At 42.4% G+C, this 17,499-nt stretch carries 14 protein-coding genes; 7 read left to right on the top strand and 7 right to left on the bottom strand.

Annotated features, from left to right (window positions below):
* Window positions 1-51: 51 nt before the first annotated feature.
* From hypF to CU053_RS02970, 3 genes are all read right to left on the bottom strand, one after another.
* Window positions 52-2,382 carry a carbamoyltransferase HypF gene (gene hypF / locus CU053_RS02980; protein ID WP_233263324.1) on the bottom strand — a complete coding sequence of 777 codons (2,331 nt, stop codon included), beginning with the start codon at window positions 2,380-2,382 and terminating at the stop codon, window positions 52-54.
* A gap of 368 nt (window positions 2,383-2,750) precedes the next feature.
* Window positions 2,751-3,494: a hydrogenase nickel incorporation protein HypB gene (hypB, locus tag CU053_RS02975; protein WP_100551318.1), complete on the bottom strand. Its 744-nt coding sequence runs from the start codon at window positions 3,492-3,494 to the stop codon at window positions 2,751-2,753.
* A gap of 167 nt (window positions 3,495-3,661) precedes the next feature.
* Window positions 3,662-4,069, bottom strand: a complete 408-nt coding sequence (locus tag CU053_RS02970) for a hydrogenase maturation nickel metallochaperone HypA/HybF (protein ID WP_233263323.1) — start codon at window positions 4,067-4,069, stop codon at window positions 3,662-3,664.
* 136 nt (window positions 4,070-4,205) lie between these two features.
* Here CU053_RS02970 and CU053_RS02965 point away from each other — a divergent pair, with 136 nt between their 5' ends.
* On the top strand, window positions 4,206-5,381 hold the full coding sequence (locus tag CU053_RS02965; protein ID WP_100551317.1) for an acetate/propionate family kinase: 1,176 nt from the start codon (window positions 4,206-4,208) through the stop codon (window positions 5,379-5,381).
* A 212-nt stretch (window positions 5,382-5,593) separates the two neighbouring features.
* On the top strand, window positions 5,594-7,693 hold the full coding sequence (gene pta, locus CU053_RS02960) for a phosphate acetyltransferase (RefSeq protein ID WP_100551316.1): 2,100 nt from the start codon (window positions 5,594-5,596) through the stop codon (window positions 7,691-7,693).
* On the opposite strand, the gene CU053_RS02955 is transcribed toward pta, so the two are convergent.
* The 4 genes from CU053_RS02955 to CU053_RS02940 form a co-directional block, all read right to left on the bottom strand.
* Window positions 7,659-8,141, bottom strand: a complete 483-nt coding sequence (locus CU053_RS02955; RefSeq protein WP_100551315.1) for a hydrogenase maturation protease — start codon at window positions 8,139-8,141, stop codon at window positions 7,659-7,661. The two genes, pta and CU053_RS02955, sit on opposite strands and share 35 nt — an antisense overlap.
* A 12-nt stretch (window positions 8,142-8,153) precedes the next feature.
* Entirely contained in the window at window positions 8,154-9,542 is a 1,389-nt protein-coding gene (locus tag CU053_RS02950; protein WP_100551314.1) for a COG3014 family protein, read from the bottom strand.
* An 83-nt stretch (window positions 9,543-9,625) separates the two neighbouring features.
* Window positions 9,626-10,246 carry a penicillin-binding protein activator LpoB gene (gene lpoB / locus CU053_RS02945; protein WP_100551313.1) on the bottom strand — a complete coding sequence of 207 codons (621 nt, stop codon included), beginning with the start codon at window positions 10,244-10,246 and terminating at the stop codon, window positions 9,626-9,628.
* Between the two features lie 127 nt (window positions 10,247-10,373).
* The gene (locus CU053_RS02940; protein ID WP_158106959.1) at window positions 10,374-11,123 is read right to left on the bottom strand and encodes a DUF2147 domain-containing protein; all 750 of its coding nucleotides are present in this window, start codon (window positions 11,121-11,123) and stop codon (window positions 10,374-10,376) included.
* Between the two features lie 299 nt (window positions 11,124-11,422).
* On the opposite strand from CU053_RS02940, the gene leuS reads away from it, so the two are divergent.
* The 5 genes from leuS (at window position 11,423) to rsgA (ending at window position 17,481) form a co-directional block, all read left to right on the top strand.
* A complete protein-coding gene (leuS, locus tag CU053_RS02935; protein ID WP_100551312.1) occupies window positions 11,423-13,852 on the top strand; it encodes a leucine--tRNA ligase in 2,430 nt (809 codons plus the stop codon).
* A 6-nt stretch (window positions 13,853-13,858) separates the two neighbouring features.
* The gene (locus tag CU053_RS02930; RefSeq protein ID WP_100551311.1) at window positions 13,859-14,419 is read left to right on the top strand and encodes an LPS-assembly lipoprotein LptE; all 561 of its coding nucleotides are present in this window, start codon (window positions 13,859-13,861) and stop codon (window positions 14,417-14,419) included.
* A gap of 139 nt (window positions 14,420-14,558) precedes the next feature.
* Window positions 14,559-15,494 carry an ACP S-malonyltransferase gene (fabD, locus tag CU053_RS02925; protein ID WP_100551310.1) on the top strand — a complete coding sequence of 312 codons (936 nt, stop codon included), beginning with the start codon at window positions 14,559-14,561 and terminating at the stop codon, window positions 15,492-15,494.
* 184 nt (window positions 15,495-15,678) lie between these two features.
* Window positions 15,679-16,419, top strand: a complete 741-nt coding sequence (gene fabG, locus CU053_RS02920) for a 3-oxoacyl-ACP reductase FabG (RefSeq protein WP_100551309.1) — start codon at window positions 15,679-15,681, stop codon at window positions 16,417-16,419.
* A gap of 81 nt (window positions 16,420-16,500) precedes the next feature.
* Window positions 16,501-17,481 carry a ribosome small subunit-dependent GTPase A gene (gene rsgA, locus CU053_RS02915; RefSeq protein ID WP_100551308.1) on the top strand — a complete coding sequence of 327 codons (981 nt, stop codon included), beginning with the start codon at window positions 16,501-16,503 and terminating at the stop codon, window positions 17,479-17,481.
* The last annotated feature ends 18 nt before the right edge of the window (window positions 17,482-17,499 follow it).

Raw genomic sequence — 17,499 nt, 5'->3', positions numbered from 1 at the left:
AGGCGCTTTTCGCCCCCTTGGCTAACGAAGGGGAATTAGGGGATATACTTTTCAAACATTCCCCTTCACTTGTGAAGGGGTGCCGAGCCTGCCTGACCACTCTGGAGTGGTCAGGTCTGCGAGGCGGGGTAGTACAGCAAAAGTGTGTAGCTCCAGCTTCCTGGCAGCAATCCACGCTTGCCCAAAACTAATACCTCCATCATTAGCAGGGATTTGCTCTGGGATAAAACTTTCTAAACCAAATGCTGCCAAATACTTCAGTATCCATGTTAATAAAATCTTATTTTGAAAACAGCCACCACTTAAGATAATCTTCTTTACGTCTTTTTCTTTTGCAACATGATTGACCCAAAAAGCTAAGGCATACGCTAGCGTTCCATGAAACAGGTCACTCGCCCTGTTTGCTGGCATCGCGATAATACAGGCTATCAGTGCTGATAAGTCTAATTGCCCATTGTTAATGTCAAACAGGCTTTCATCGCATTGCGGATCTTTGGCTAAAGCTTCAAACTTCATGGCAGCCTCAGCTTCATAGCTATTGTAATGACAAACATTAATAAGACTTGAAACTGCATCAAACAAACGCCCCATACTGGTTGTGACTGGAATCTCAGCCTGATTCTTACGCAATAAAGTCAATAAATCTTTTGCATGTTTATCTTTAAGTAGATACAGAGGCACAGGCAATTTCAACTGTACACACAAGGCAAGTGCCATTCTCCAAGGCTCTTTTTGAACCCTGTCTCCACCCAGATACCACATTGGCACAAGCTCACCACAACGGACAAAATCCAATCGATCCATATCGCAATAATAGAGTTCGCCCCCTCGAGCCACACCATCTTCACCTAAACCAAAACCATCAAGGATAAGCGCTAAAGCCTCGCCCTTTAAGTTATGCTCAGCAATAACTGCTCCAGCATGCGCTTCATGATGCTGGATTTGATAAAGCGGCAATTGAAAGTCCTCGGCAAAATGCGTGGTGTATAAATCAGGGTGAAAATCACACGCAAGGGCATCAAAGCTCACCCCAAATAAACGTTGATAATGGACAAACGCCTTGTTGAAATACGCGATACTCTCAGCACTATCCATATCCCCTATATATTGCGATAAATAGGCTTTTTTATTCCCGATAAAACAAAACGTGTTTTTAAGCAAAGCGCCTGTCGCCAATACATTTGGCAATGGCTCTGGAAGCTCGATGGACAGGGGTGCAAAACCACGAGATCGGCGAATCATCATTTCTTTACCCGCCACCACGCGCATCACACTATCATCGCTTTGCATGGCAATTTTTCGGTTATCGGTGACGATTAAATCGGCGATGTTATGGAGTTTTTCCCTGGCTTGTTCATTATCTGCAATAATGCTGCCTCCTGAAAAATTGGCACTGGTCACCACAAGAAGCCAATCATTAGGAGCTTCCAGCCAATCTAAGCCTTTTGGTTCGTTTAACAAGTAATAAAAGAGCAAATAATCAAGCCCGGTTGCGGGCAACATCAATCCAAGCTCGTTTAAGCCAGGGGCTACGGCATCGGGCAGTAAATGGTTTTGTTTTTTGTTCAAAAGCACAATGGGACGCGCATTTGTATTTAAAAGCGCTTCTTCTTTGGCATTAAGCTCCACATATTGCTTAATGCTCGCACTATTCAATGCCATGAGTGCAAAGGGTTTATATGGTCTTTTTTTACGCTCACGCAATAACCCAACTGCCGCTTTATTCTTAGCGTTCACAATGAGTCTAAAACCATTATGGCTTTTAAGTGCCAAGACTTTTCCATTTTGTAAAACCTGTAACATCGCTTTAAAAGTATTTGAGAAAACTGGACCACACTTTTCACACACGGTCGTTTGCGCATGATAGCGTCGATTCAGAGGATTCTGATAAACCGCTAAACAGGCATCACACAAGGGAAAATCGACAAACGTCGTGGCGTCCCTGTCATAGGGTAAGGATGTAATCACGCTAAAACGTGGACCGCAAGAGGTGCAGCTTGTAAAAGGATAAAGATAATAACGACTATCTGGCGAAAATATCTCTGCGATACATGCCACACAAATTGCTGTATCCGCAGGAATTTCAGTTGCACTTTCTCCAGGGACACTCGGAAGAATTTTGAATGTTTGATCACTGGATAAGCACTTAACTTCAACCCATGCCAATGATTTAATTTTAGCCAATGGCGGCAATTGACCACACATCACATCAATAAAATCCCTGGCTATTTCAGGGCTTGAAAATAGAATAATCTCAGCACCCAAAGGCGTGTTTTGTACGCTTCCTGATAAATGAAACTGTGCTGCCAAACGATAGATAAATGGTCTAAAGCCCACACCTTGGACTATCCCAGTTACTATGATTTTTACTGCGCTTTGCATCATATCACCTAAGCTTGCTGAAGTTGTGCCACCCCTTCTAAAAGAAGAACGTTCCTTTGTGTAGTCTTTCGCGCTCTTCTTTTAGAAGGGGTGACAAATTTAATCACTGGAATTCGATGCTTTTGCTGCACTACCCCGCCTCGCAAACCTGACCACTCCAGAGTGGTCAGGCAGACTCGGCACCCCTTCACCAGTGAAGGGGAATTTTCGATAGCTTGTCGTCAGATTCCCCTTCGTTAGCGAAGGGGGTGAAAAGCGCCCGAAAGAAGTAAACAGTTTTGCTTCTTCAGCTTTGAACGCCACAAGCTCTGCGCGTGAGGCTGACGGGGTAGTCTTAAAAATCAGCAAAAGTACATAACTCCACTTAGTTATTGTGCTTTTGCTGCTAAAAGCGATTTTAGCCACGCACACCAGTCACCTAAACCTTCTTCAGTTTTCACCGACAGCGTAAAAATGCGGATGTCCGAGCGAATTTTACGCAGGTTATTGATACAACGCGCGACATCAAAGTCAACATAGGGCAAAAGATCAACTTTATTGATCACAACGGTATCGGCGTGATAAAACATGTCTGGATATTTCAACGGCTTGTCATCCCCTTCAGTGACTGAAATCATAGCAACACGATGCTTCTCCCCTAAATCAAACATCGCAGGACATATCAGGTTACCGACGTTTTCAATAAAGACGAGGCTATCATTGTGGATCTGTAAGTGTTCATACGCATGACCGACCATATGCGCATCCAGGTGACATGCTTTGCCTGTGTTGATCTGATAAGCGTGAGCCCCCGCCTTACGAATGCGCGCTGCATCAATCTCGGTCTGTTGATCTCCCTCGACTACCACAATGGGATATTCGCCTTTAAGCCTGGCGATTGTTTTCTCCAATAACGAAGTTTTACCTGAACCAGGACTTGAAACAAAGTTAAACGCGATCGCATTCCTGCGTTTAAGATATTCACGATTGGCTTTAGCATATTGATCATTCGTCGCTAAAATAGCTTCTTCTAACTTCACACGATTAACTTCATGCTCATGTGTGTGGTGATGATGATAGTGCTGATCGTGCTTATGGAGCATATCAGCCTGGCAACCACATGTGGTACACATATTTACTCCTATTACTTCACTTCAAACTCAGGCAGTCACAATGTCTTCGCCCATCTCTTTTTAGTAGTAGGGTGGATAAGCCAAACGCGCATCCACCAACACGCAGCCAATCTGCCTCCCCGCGTGGATGCGCTACGCTTATCCACCCTACTCACTCCTTTAACCGATTATTTTTTCATTTCAAATTCAATATGATCAACCAACATTTCCTGACCACAGATTATATCTTTTTCGTAGCTTTGGCACTGTGGGCATGCCGCATAAAACTGCGCCACTTCATACTCGTTATTACACGTCACACAGCGCGCACGCGCAGACTCAATCAGTATTTTTAAGCCTACGCCAGAAAGAGAGGTGTTTTTTGCTGCCACAGGAAACCAAAACTGCATCGATTCGACATCAACACCTGCCAATTGCCCAATGCAGAGCGTAATGGCGCTAAGCTTTTTTGCATCCTGATCCATTTCTCGTACTTTGTTTAACACAATGCCAATAACACGCTGACATAACGAAAATTCGTGCATTTTAAATCGATGCCCAGGCTGCTTTATGCTGATAAGCGTACCACTGCCCATTATAAGAAGCTAATATGAAGCAGCTTTATTTTTGTACTTTATGACATAGCTCAAGTTTTTGTTCACTTTGACTTTCCAAACGACTAATTCCAGCGCTATATTGACAGCCCGTATCCGTTTTGAGTTTTTGTCTTTCATGGCTTGTGGCACATATTATCTGGTTTTTAACTGTGGCAGTTCATCAATTAAGTTCGCTGTATTCGAACGTGGGAAAACCACAGCCACTTTATCTGGCATAGCGGATAAAATTAACCAGTCTGGTGGCAATTTTTCTTTTAAGATCAATGCCAAACAACAGCAGGCTCATGTGAAATTAAGTTATCAATCTGCCTTTCTACTGATTATTGCAACACTAAAGGAACACCAGTTTCTTGAATGTATCAGCTGCATTGGTCACCGCGTGGTTCATGGAGGGCACTATTTCAATAAAGCTGTAATGATTGATCAGGATGTTCTTGATAAGATTCGCGCCCTGATTCCACTGGCACCTTTACATAACCCTGCCAATCTTCAGGGAATTGAATTTTGTAATCAGCATTTTGGTAATATCCAACAGGTTGCCGTATTTGATACGGCTTTTCATCAAAGCATACCTGAGCACATATACCGCTATGCTATTCCGCAAAACCTTTATGAGGAGCTTAAGCTTAGAAAATACGGCTTTCATGGCATTAGTCACCAGTACATAGCACAAACTGCAGCACATTATCTTAGACTTGCTCAGGGTAATTTCATCTGTGCTCATTTGGGCAATGGCTGCAGTATCACTGCAATTAAAGAGGGCAAAAGCATTGACACCAGCATGGGGTTTACCCCGCTTGACGGCCTGGTTATGGGCACGCGCTCTGGTGCTATTGACCCTGGCGTTTTTGGCTATCTTAAACAAACCATAGATATGGACATTGACCAAATCAATCAGCTATTAAACAAACAAAGCGGTCTTTTGGGAATATGCGGCTTAAGTGATATGCGTGATATTGAACACGCCATCAGCCAGAATAATGCCAAAGCCATTTTAGCTCTGGAGATATTTAGCCATCGTATTGCCCAGTATATCGCAAGTTATATGATGTACTTTGCACATTTTGATGGACTGATATTTACCGCAGGCATCGGTGAACATAGCGCTATGGTGCGCCAGAAAGTGATTGATAAGCTTGAAGCTCTCAGCTTTATGATCGATGATACGCGTAATAGTAATGCAAAGCAGTATATCGAAATTCACAAACCAGGCAGCAAACGCATTATGGTTCTACCAACTGATGAGGAGCTGATGATCGCTCAAAGCTGCCATGAATTATTAAATAAATAACTGGAGTTACGTACTTTTGCTGATTTTAAGACTACCCCGTCCGCTTCGCGTCCACCCCTTCGCTAACGAAGGGGAATCTAGCAACAAGCTATCGAAAATTCCCCTTTACTTGTGAAGGGGTGCCGAGCCTGCCTGACCACTTTAAAGTGGTCAGGTCTGCGAGGCGGGGTAGTTCAGCAAAAGTATCTAACTCAGGTAAACAAGGAGTCCATATGAGTCTACCAATTGTTTTACTGCCCACAGGGCAGGGAGTTGGGCTGTTTTCTTTAAAACAGGGTCTAAAGTATGCACTGGAACAGCAGGGTTATACCGTCAAACTATTTAATCCTTTGTTTGATGCCGAACTTCCTGCTGCTGAGATGGAACAATATTTTCGCCAAAACAAAGTCAAAGACTTTTTTGAACATCTATTAACCATTTATGATCGACTTAGCCAAAGCGCTGACATCACCCTTATTGACGGCATCTTTATCAAAGAGCACAACCATAATGCTTTTGACTGGTCAAATGCCTACATCAATCTCTTTAATAAAACGCTTATTCACACGTTTAATGCCAATGTTATTTTAATTGCCCGCCAGGGCTATAAGAATCTCAAAGATCTCGAAATTCAGCTTAAGCTGCATCAGCAGCAGATCCCACAAGATGTGCTGCTTGGGACCATTATTACCAAAATCAACGCGCCCCTTGATACCAATGGCAATAACCGCTTTAGTCTTTTGGATGAAACTTTACATGAGCAGGCACCCCATATTTCGATTGAGGATATTGCCAGCTTATCCTTGTTTCAAACAAAACAATTATCCTTATTAGGCGTTACCCACTGGCAAAATGAGCTAACCTATCCCCGCATTGTCGATGTTGCTGACAGACTTAATCTTAAGCCACTTTATCCAGACTTTGACCGTAGTCGACGCATAAAAGTGGTCACCATGTGCTCAAGAACGATTGATCACGTTGCCGATGAATTTCAAGCAGGGACCTTGATTATTACTGCAGCTGATCGCAGTGATATTATTTTAGGCGCAACCCTTGCCGCCAAAAAAGGCATTAAAGTTGGAGGACTCATCTTAACCGCTTATTCTCTGGCAAATGAACGCCTTATTGATTTCTGCATGGATGCTGCCAAACAGATGGCATTGCCCATTTTTACTACCGAAAATAAAAGCATGAGCACCATTCTAAAACTTGCTGATATTGACTACAGCAGCATCCCCAAAGACGATATTACTCGCCTTAACTTATTAAAATCATCAATCGCTGAATGTATTGATATCCATAAAATAGAAGCCAGACTGACAAAAATGCCCGTGCATAAAAAAATGTCACCGCCTGCGTTTCGCCATTATTTGATTAAGCGTGCCATGGAAGTGAAGAAACGTATTGTTTTGCCTGAAGGTTTAGAACCTCGAACCATCGAGGCAGCGATTTTCTGCACCAGGCGCAATATTGCTGAATGTATCTTACTGGCCAAGCGCAATCAGGTTCTAGAGATCGCACAAAAACATGGTTTGAGCATTCCTGATGGTCTTAGCATTATTGATCCTGAGGATGTTAAAAGCCAATATATTAAGCCGCTGGTAGAGATTCGTAAGCATAAAGGGATGACTGAGATGATGGCCACTGATGCACTTGAAGATAATATCACGCTTGGGACCATGATGTTGCAAATGAATGACGTCGATGGGCTTGTGGCAGGTGCACTTAACACCACAGCACACACCCTTTCTCCCGCGCTTAAAATCATTAAAACGAGACCCGAATGTTCCATCGTCTCCTCTGTCTTTTTCATGTGTCTTGAGGATCAGGTGCTTGTTTATGGTGATTGCGCGGTGAACCCAGATCCAAATGCCGAGCAATTAGCTGAAATTGCCATACAAAGTGCGAAGTCTGCCAAAGCTTTCGGTATTGAACCCAAAATTGCCATGATCAGCTATAGCACAGGCGACTCAGGTCATGGCGTCGATGTTGATAAAGTGAAATCGGCAACAGCACTCGTCAGACAAAACAAGCCTGAACTTATGATTGATGGACCACTGCAATACGATGCCGCAACCACATTATCGGTTGCCAGAAAAAAAGCCCCTGGTAGTTCCGTGGCGGGTAAAGCAACTGTCCTCATTTTCCCTGATTTAAACACAGGAAACACAACTTATAAAGCGGTGCAAAGAAGTGCCGATGTTTTAAGCATTGGACCCGTTCTTCAAGGTCTTAACAAACCCGTGAACGACCTATCCAGAGGAGCCACAGTTGACGATATTATTTACACCATTGCGATTACCGCGATTCAGGCAGCCCAGACTCAGCACTAAGAATATTATGGGCAACCTTAATCACTGCTTCTTCAACTACCTGTGATACCACATTATCTTTTACAAATAACCGCTCACCTTGCACGCCGTAAAATACAATATGCTTAATCGGCATATCAAGGGCAAAAGCAAGCGCCAAAGAAGGTGCGACACCAATATTATGTGAGGATAAAAAACCTGTAAATTCTATGATTTCATCAGCTTTTAAATAAAACTGCCTCCCTGGCTCAACGTTGGCATTGACGGCATCAATTAAAATAATTTTGGCATAATTTATTTCTAAAAAACGTAAAAGATTAAGCCCAGGGCGATCGACAATTTCCATATCAATGTTTCTTTTAACATCAGCCGTCAGCATCTCCTTGACCTTTCTTACTGTCAGCCAGCCAAACTGATCATCACCAAAGGGTGAGCCGATTCCAAGAATCAGTATTTTTTGTTGTGCCATTACCCTATAGTCTTAAAGTGCAAACTGATAAATTTTATTAAAACTGCCCATATTGACAACCCAAAGCAACGTCGTTTTATTACTGTGTATTTCAACAGGGGTTTGTTTAAGTCCAATATCCACGCTATATTTTCCCGCATTATATTGATTTTCAAACAACTGAATATTATTCGGCAATAGCAACCAGCTACGCTCATCTGCCTGCGCGGTCATAAAGCTGTAGATGGAACCTGCCAACAACCCCCATCCACCTGCCTGATCAGTCGCTTCATAGGTTGCCAAGGCTTTGACCACCAAACGAATGACTTCACGGGTAATAATCACAGGATATTCTTCGGTTAAAGACTTCATCGCCATCTGTGTCGTATTGACCAATAGCGATGTTTGTCCTTTGTCGATGATTTTGTCATGTTGAGTTACATATAAATCTTTTGGCGGCAACAAAGTATACTGCGATGGATAATAGGTCACCGCCACTTCTTGTAACCCAAGTTTTCCTAAAAATAGCGGCAGCTTAAACGCCACTTTTGGGGTGACAGATCCTTGTTCATAAATCACCACCAGACGTCCTTTGCCATCTTCATAGGCACTTCCACCATTAAAGCCACGCTCCATCTCCTGATACGTGCGTAGCACATGAGGGTTATCTGGCAATAACCGCTTTGCATCTTTGATTGACACAAAAGCATTATTGTAATTATCGTCAAAAGCCTCATACAAAATGCTCGCCAGATAATAGCCAAAACCATTTTCATAGGCATTACTGGCATCTTTAACCGCACTAAACATCTTCGTTATTTCTTTGGATTTTTGAAGCCCAAATTTGCCTTCATCGATTCCGACTTTACTCGTATCCTTTTGATATTTGCTTTGCAAATCTCCCGCCATAAGCTTCTGTTGATATGTCCAGTATTGTGCATTACTTAACTGGCGAATCGCCACCAAAGCGCCACTTAAATCGTTCTCAGATAAGTAATTTAAAGCTTGATAAGGATATAAAAATGTCATCGCATAATCAGGGGTTGAGAAAGGCAGCTCGCGATCATTCGTCAATACCGCGCCCATATTCTCAAGCATTTTCGATACTTGCACTTTCGCTGCCATTTGGCTTGTTACTACGGTTTGAATCACCGCTTCATAGGCTTTTTTAGACTCTGCCACATCACCACTTAATTGTGCTAAACGCCCTTGCTCCAGCAAATACAAATTATCATTATCTGGCTTATCTCCAAACTCCTCAGTAAATGCTTTTTGCGCGGCGCTCAAATTGCCCTCCTCAGCATCTGCCTTAACGGCTTTCATTTTACTGGGATAGGATGCCGAAAAAGTAGCACAACCTGATAGCATTAATGCACTCGCACTTAAAAGCCACAGTACACTATTTTTTGATAGTAGCTTCATGTTCTTTTAAATCCGTTAATTGGAGTAAAGCTAATCACTTCTCTTTTAGATAATTGGAGTTAGATAAACAGAAAGATGCAAAACTACCAGCCAAAAGAGCTGCGCTTTTGTACCTTGCGAATTTGCTGTTGATCTTGCCAGATGATTATGCCTGTCTTTAAATCAATCATTTTTAAGGTAATCAAGAAGAATAAGGATTGTTGATCCTTATTCATGGATTGCATATCGGCAATGCTGCCATAAATCATATATTGCGCCCCAATCTGCTGCCCCATTTTTGTCGCTGTTACCTGATCAACCATCCCAGACTCAGATTGATAGTCCATCTGCGCTTTCATCTCTTTAACCTGTGACATATCCGTAAACTGGAACTTGCCACTGTTAATAATCTCTGTTGAAACCGTATTAGCCAACATGCCTGTATTGATGTGCTCAGCCGTTTCGTTTTTGATCGTGCTAAAGAACACAACAGGTTGTTTGTCACCCGCGCTCACGCGTGCAATCGCAGGAGATGCTAACATGCCACCAACCATTTTTTGCGTGGTTGTCTGCAAGTCGGTTGAGCTGAAATTAATAGAATTGGTATCGACACCTTGCGGGTCAACGTAACTTACATTACCAGAACTTGCACAGCCCGCTAACAAGCCAAGCGATAATAATGCGGGTAATACGCAGGCTGATTTACGTTTTAACGTCTTTTTCATAGGGTTCACTCCGTGGTTTCTTAAGATCTAAAACTCAAAAGCGATTCTATTCAAAAACAAAGGCTTTTCAAAGTTTATTCTTCAAAATTGTATCACAAGTGCAATATATGGAATTTAAAACATATGTCTATGCTTCAAAATCACACAGGCTACCTGCCGTTATAGTAATGCTCGAGCATTGTTGCCACAGTTTTTCATTAATGATTTTTCCCGTTTTATCGGCATAAGCATAATGTCCTTCAGTTGTGATTCCACAAGCTTTGACACAGCGTAATGCCTCCTGTTGATCGATGCGATACCAGTACTGTGTGCGCCCAAACAGTGAAAAACCAATATAGCCACGCACATATAGCTTCTTGCCATTTTCCTGAGTCTGGATCTTACAGCTATAGACCTTGCCACTCGATGGATCGAGGATTGAGCCATTCCCATATAATGCACCATCAGATCCATCCCTCTTACCGTCTTGAGTAAAACTCCACATCATTTTTAAGCCTTGCACCTGATTATCAGGATAACTGGAATAATCAAATGTATAACCGTTTTCATCACCCTTGCCACACTTTTTACACGATACATCAGGTACTTGTTTTTTATCATCTGTCATATTAACAAAAGGCACGACGATCCTGCCTTCAAGCCTACCATCTTTGCCTGCATAAACTTCCAGAATTGACTGCGCTTGTTTGCCATCATCGCTATATTGCAACCAGTACCCCACGGGAGAGTTGGAACTTTGCGCCATCTGCCCATCGCCAATAGTTTGATCATTAGCCAACTTTAATGCGTTTTGATTTAAATCTTCAGCCGCATGCAACAACGCTAAACCGCTCATTGCCAATACAACTGTTATCATTGGTAAATATTTTCCCTTCATCACATTTCCTTAAGATTTACGTTACGCCATACCATTCATCATCAGCCACAGGATCAGTAGGTCCTTCAAATTTGATCACGATGACCATGCTTATTGACTGTAGCTGCAGTATAACTTTAAGCTTCAAACTTCCATAAATCAATCCCTGCTATTGAGCAATTCGACGATGATTAGACTTAACTGTTTACCTTACAACATAAATCCTGTTGCCCCTAGTCGTTGCTTAAAAATTTCGCTAACATACTCTCCAAATTAATACTTTTACCCGCGTCCTGAAACTTAACATGTTGGATAAAACAATGCAGCAAACCTATGACTTCACTCAACTAGAGAAACAAATTCAACGCTTTTGGCAAGAAAATCAATCCTTTAAAGCCATCAAAGATGATTCAAAAGAGAAATTTTACAGCCTGTCAATGCTGCCTTATCCCAGTGGCACATTACATATGGGGCATGTACGCAACTACACCTTAGGTGATGTGGTCAGTCGCTATCAGCGCATGCTGGGTAAAAATGTGTTACAACCCATGGGCTGGGACGCCTTTGGATTACCCGCTGAAAATGCGGCAATCAAACACCAGAAAGCACCAGCGGATTGGACCTATAGCAATATTGCCTATATGAAAAAACAACTACAGTCCTTAGGATTTGCCTATGATTGGGATCGTGAGATTGCGACGTGTGACGATAGCTACTATAAATGGGAGCAGTGGTTTTTTATCGAACTTTATAACAAAGGACTCGTCTATCGCAAAAACTCGGTGGTCAATTGGGATCCTGTGGATCAAACGGTGCTTGCTAACGAACAGGTGATCGATGGGCGTGGCTGGCGTTCAGGCGCTTTGGTTGAGAAAAAGGAAATCCCACAATGGTTTATTAAAATCACCGATTATGCGAATGAACTACTGCAGGATCTTAATAAACTTCAAGGCTGGCCCGAAGCAGTTAAAATCATGCAAACCAACTGGATTGGCAAATCCAAAGGTGTCACGGTTTCATTTACTGCCAATGCCACAAAGCTTGATGTATTTACCACACGCCCAGACACCCTAATGGGGGTTACCTATTTAGCCATTGCAGCTGAGCATCCACTGGCATTGGCAGCGGCTAAAGATAATACTAAGATTGCTGAATTCATTAAAAAATGCCAACAGACTTCGACCATGGAAGCCGATCTTGCCACTCAGGAAAAACTCGGGATCAAAACACCATTTTATGCAATACACCCCATTACTGGGAATGAAGTTGAAGTATGGATCGCGAATTTTGTACTGATGAGCTATGGCACGGGGGCTGTTATGTCTGTGCCAGCACATGATCAGCGTGATTGGGAATTTGCCCATAAATACGACATCCCTTTAAAGCAAGTCATTCAAACCACTGAAGGTAATACTGATTTAAACCAGGGAGCAATTACCGAAAAAGGCGTATTGATTCATTCTGGCGAGTTTAACGGTCTTAACTTTGATCAGGCTTTTGATAAGATCAGTGAGTTTCTGATAGCACATAACAAAGGTGAAATCACCACGAACTTTAGGATTCGGGATTGGGGGGTGTCACGCCAACGCTATTGGGGCTGCCCGATTCCAATGATCCATTGCGAACATTGCGGAATCGTCCATGAAAAACAGGAAAACCTTCCCGTCAGACTGCCTAAGCAGGTCACTTTGAACGGTACAACTTCCCCTTTAAAGCTTATGCCAGAGTTCTATGAAACAACCTGTCCGCACTGCGGCGATAAAGCCACACGTGAAACGGATACCTTTGATACTTTTATGGAGTCATCCTGGTACTACGCACGTTACACTTGCCCAAGTACGGATAAAATGCTTGATGATGAAGCGAATTACTGGCTGCCAGTGGACCAATATATCGGTGGGATTGAGCATGCAATTATGCACCTTTTATACGCACGTTTTTTCCATAAACTAATGCGTGATGCTGGACTTGTTGAAAGTGACGAACCATTTACCAATCTACTTACTCAGGGCATGGTATTAAAAGACGGTGCCAAAATGTCAAAATCCAAAGGTAATACCGTTGACCCGCAAGCGCTTATTGAACAATATGGCGCCGATACGGTGCGTTTATTTAGCATGTTCGCCGCCCCTCCTGAGCAGTCACTGGAATGGTCTGATTCAGGCGTTGAAGGCGCCCACCGATTTTTGAAAAAAATATGGAGCTATGTACATCTTCACCAGGCTCAAATCAAACCCAATGAGCTTATCGACATCGAAGTCTTAAGTGCTGAAGATAAAGTGGTGCGCCTTGAGATCCATAGTGTTCTGAAACAGGCATTATTTGATTTCGATAAAATGCAGTTTAATACCGTGGTATCAGCGTGCATGAAGATTTTTAACAGCTTGCAAAGTGCACACAACAGTGCCGTAATTACTGAGGGGATAAGCATTTTGCTACGATTATTAGCACCTTTTACCCCCCATATTACTCAGTTTCTGTGGGAACGCCTTCGCTTTGGGGAGAATATCTTAAAGACAAACTTCCCGCTTATTGATGAAAAAGCGCTTGTGAGTGACAGTTTTACCCTTATTGTTCAAGTCAATGGCAAACTTCGTGCCAAGCTTGACATCTCAAGCAAGCTTAGTCCAAAAGAAATTGAGGATAGGGTGATCGCACATGAAATCGTTAGCAAATGTCTAGCAGGCAAGACCGTTAAACAAGCGATTTATGTCCCTAAAAAATTAATGAATATCGTCATTGGAGCCTAAACTGACATGAATATATTATCTCTTACCAAGCGTTTTAATCTTCAGCTTTTATTTATTCTGCTCTTTACTGGCATACTTTATGGCTGCGGCTTTCATTTGCGTGGCTGGAATGAGGGCATGCCTAAGTTTATGCAAAAAATTTATGTCAGTTACTCAGGCAGTGAGTTTGGCTTTATCAACCTCTTAAACTCGATCATTACCTCAACGGGCGCCAAGTTGGTAGACTCTTCTCAAAATGCGGATATCATTATACACATCAAATCTGCCACACAAAGTCGCCGTCTTGTGGGCATCACAGGGGGCGCATCCTCGAATGATTATATTTTAAGCTACAACGTCGGCTATGATATTTTGAACAACAAAAATCAAGTCATTCTAAAAGATCAAAGTAACTCCGAGCAGCAAGCCTACACAACCAATGCAACCCAGCAGCTAAGCAACAACAGCCAGCAGCAGCTGATTTATAACAACCTGCAATCACAGGTAGCCAACAACATTATTATGCAAATCCAAAGCATTAGTGAAACAAGTTACAACAATCCTCAGAGAAATGAGGTGTCGCTTTAGTGCGAATGTGGTGTAACTCCCGTAACTAAAGTGCACAAGAATTTTAAGCAATCCAGAATAAACCTTTTGAAGATTGGCATAAAATTCACTAGGATGATCCCATTTTTAGCGTAACAACCTCATTTTAGGAGTAGCTTAAATGATAAAGACTGCCATTGTTTTCCCAGGTCAAGGTTCACAAAAACTGGGTATGTTGAGCGATTATTACGCTCGTTTTAGTGAAGTGAAAGAAACCTTTGATGAAGCCAATGATGCACTTGATTTTGATCTATGGCATATTATCCAGCACGATGAAGATAAGCTGAACCAGACAGAATATACACAACCCGCACTTTTAGCTGCAAGTATCGCTATCTGGCGTGTACTACGTGCTTATAGCAACATTAACCCTGATATATTAGCAGGACACAGCCTGGGTGAATATTCTGCGTTGTGTGCGGCAGAGAGCATTCGCTTTGACGATGCACTAAGATTAGTCAAACTGAGAGGTCAGCTTATGCAATCGGCTGTTACCGATAAAGACTGTGCCATGAGTGCTATTTTGGCACTGACAAATGAAGAGGTAATCGAATGCTGCAATGCAGCAAAATGGATAGGTATTGTTGAACCAGCTAATTTTAATTCCCATGGTCAAGTCGTCATTTCAGGTGAGCTAAAAGCCGTTGAAAAAGCCAATGAGATTGCCAAAGCAATGGGAGCAAAGCGCGCACAATTACTCCCTGTTAGCGTGCCATCGCATTGCTCACTCATGAAAGATGCTGCTGAAAAGTTTGCCAGCGCATTAGATAAAATCACGATTAAATCTCCAAGCCTTAGCGTTATTCATAATTGTGATGTTGCTATACACACTGATGCTATTGGCATCAAAGATCCTTTAACCAAGCAGCTTTACTCCCCCGTTAAATGGACGCAAACGATTGAAAAAATGGCTGAATCAGGAATCCAGGAAGTCATTGAGTGTGGTGCTAACAAAGTATTAACGGGCTTGAATAAACGCATTGTGAAAGAGCTTAACTATCAAGATACCGCGACGGTTGAATCATTTGATAAATTAATTGAACAAGTCAAAGCATAATATATACTGTGCCCGATCATAATCCGAGGTTTTTGTTTTTGCCTTTTGAGCACCTTTGGTGTATCGCTTTTTGATAATAGGGCATGCTATTGCCTGCAAATCAATACACCAAATCTGCAACAAAATGCTTCAACATATTCCCGCAGATTATGATCGCACGCAGTATAGCAACTAAGGATAAAAAATGAGTTTTGAAAATAAGGTTGTTTTTGTAACTGGAGCAAGCCGCGGTATTGGTGCGGCAATCGCCAAAGATTTCGCCCAAAAAGGCGCCACTGTCATTGGCACAGCCACATCAGAATCTGGTGCCAAGAATATTACCAACACCTTAAAGCAATATGGCAAAGGCTATGGTATTAAGCTTAATGTAACTGAAATTTCTGACATTGAGTCGGTTTTTACCTGGATGAAAGATAATACAGGACATCCTGATATTCTCATCAATAATGCAGGAATCACTAAAGATAACTTGATGATGCGTCTAAGCGAACAGGATTGGCTTGATGTAATCCACACCAACCTGGACTCTGTATTTAACCTCTCTAAATTGGCAATTCGCCACATGATGAAAAAACGCTGGGGTCGCATTATCACCATTGGCTCGGTAGTTGGCACATCGGGCAATCCAGGGCAAGCGAATTATTGTGCCAGTAAAGCAGGTGTCATCGGCTTTTCTAAGTCTCTTGCGCAAGAAATTGCCTCCCGCAATATCACCGTCAACGTTGTTGCCCCAGGGTTTATTCAAACAGACATGACCGATAAATTAACCGATGAGCAAAAACAAGCGATCATCAATCAAGTGCCCGCACAGAGTTTAGGGCAACCAGAGGATGTCGCAGCAGCAGTAACCTTCTTAGCATCAGAGGGTGCGCGTTACATCACAGGTCAGACAATACACGTCAATGGCGGAATGTATATGGCGTAACATCCAGCATAATCTTGTGTTTACCTTTCACATGACAAGTTATAATCTAGCGCAACCCTCTATCAAGATACAAACTCACCTTTGGCAAAACGTAACCTAAGTAAACAGCAGCTTCGCAACATCAAAGCACATAAATCATTGCACGATGATTTTTCATCCGCCACAACAGGGCTTGTCATCTCACATCGCGGGAAACTCATTGAACTGGAAACTTATGATAGCAAGACCGTTTTTTGTCAGTATCGTCAAAATCTAGGAGCCATCGTTGCTGGCGATAAAGTACTGTACTTACCCCAGGACAACAGTGAATATGGCATTATTTGTCAAATCCTGCCACGCATCAATGCGCTTGTTCGCCCTAGTAAGCTTAGGGCTGATGATAGGACGATGGCAGCAAATATTGATCAGATCATTATTATGCTTGCGGTAAATCCTACACCTATTGAGCATTATATAGATCGCTATTTAGTAGCAGCGCACCATATGCAAGTTCAGCCTGTCATCGTTCTCAATAAAATGGACTTGTTTTTGACATCCGATAATCAATGCCAACTTCATAACATCATTGAGCTGTACCAGCGTCTTGGTTATCAGGTCATTACCTGTTCTGCCTTAAACCACGATAACCTGCAAAACCTGAAAGGTCTATTGCAGCATAAAACCTCGATTATTGTTGGACAATCGGGTGTTGGCAAATCAGAAACACTTAATTCACTGTTTGGTCATGTTGTAACGCTTACAGGTGAAGTTTCTGAGCAAAACAGTCGCGGCAAACATACCACCACAAGTGCGAGACTATTTCACCTGGATAAAGACACGCATATTATCGACTCCCCTGGTATTCGTGAGTTTGGTATCTGGCACTTAGATAAAGCCGAGATTTTTTCAGGCTTCCAGGAATTTTCTGAACTTGATAACGAATGTAGATTTAGAAATTGTGACCACTCAGAAAATACCAAGGGTTGCGCAATCAATCAAGCCGTCAAGGATGGCAAGGTCAATAAGCAGCGTTTGATAAATTATCACAGATTGATATACGAATATTTTGAAAACAATAAATAGCGACATCGAACTCACGTT

The organism is Caedibacter taeniospiralis (genome assembly GCF_002803295.2).
Lineage (GTDB): Bacteria > Pseudomonadota > Gammaproteobacteria > Francisellales > Francisellaceae > Caedibacter > Caedibacter taeniospiralis.
The sequence above is the reverse complement of the archived record's forward strand: the minus strand, read 5'-3'. Positions and strand labels throughout refer to the sequence as shown.